The organism is Teichococcus oryzae (assembly GCF_008386565.1).
GTDB lineage: Bacteria > Pseudomonadota > Alphaproteobacteria > Acetobacterales > Acetobacteraceae > Pseudoroseomonas > Pseudoroseomonas oryzae.
This window is the reverse complement of sequence record NZ_VUKA01000087.1, coordinates 1-518: the sequence shown is the minus strand read 5'-3', so window position 1 is coordinate 518 and position 518 is coordinate 1. Positions and strand designations below refer to the sequence as shown.

Annotated in this window: 1 protein-coding gene; it reads right to left on the bottom strand. The window is 61.2% G+C overall.

All coding sequences use genetic code 11. From position 1 onward, the window contains the following. A partial coding sequence (locus F0Q34_RS21655) for a PACE efflux transporter (RefSeq protein ID WP_149814432.1) occupies positions 1-402 on the bottom strand: 402 nt, incomplete at its 3' end. Between the last annotated feature and the right edge of the window lie 116 nt (positions 403-518).

Below are 518 nucleotides of genomic sequence, written 5' to 3'. Positions count from 1 at the left end.
AGGGAAGACGCGGTCGTAGGCCAAGTTGAAGGTGAAGGCGTAGGCCACGTAGAAGGCGGCGATCGCGAGATCCATCACCAGAGCCTGAACGAGGGTGATGTCCAGGTACCAAGCAATGGGCGGCAGCAGGATCAGCAGCAACCCGGCCTCGAACAGCACGGCATGGGCAACGCGCAGGCTCAGGCTTTTCCGGGTGTGCCCAGCCCAGCGCTGCATCGCGCGGTCGAAGCCGAGGTTGTAGAGGTAGTTCCAGGCCGTGGCCACCACGGAGCTGCCGATGCCGATGGCCCCCATGGTCTCGACGCCAAGCCCAAAGACAAGGCCGCCCAGCGGAATGATGAGGGCCAGGCCGATGAGCTCAAACAGGATGGCGTGGCGGATCCGGTCACGGGTGGTGCGCATGGTCTAACTCTTCGAAAAACTGCCGATGAGGCGGTTTTCCATCCAGAACAGCCGGAGTAACAAGTTAGGAGCCATCTGGAATTCAGATAGATGCCGGTGTCCTTGGAGCAACTGGA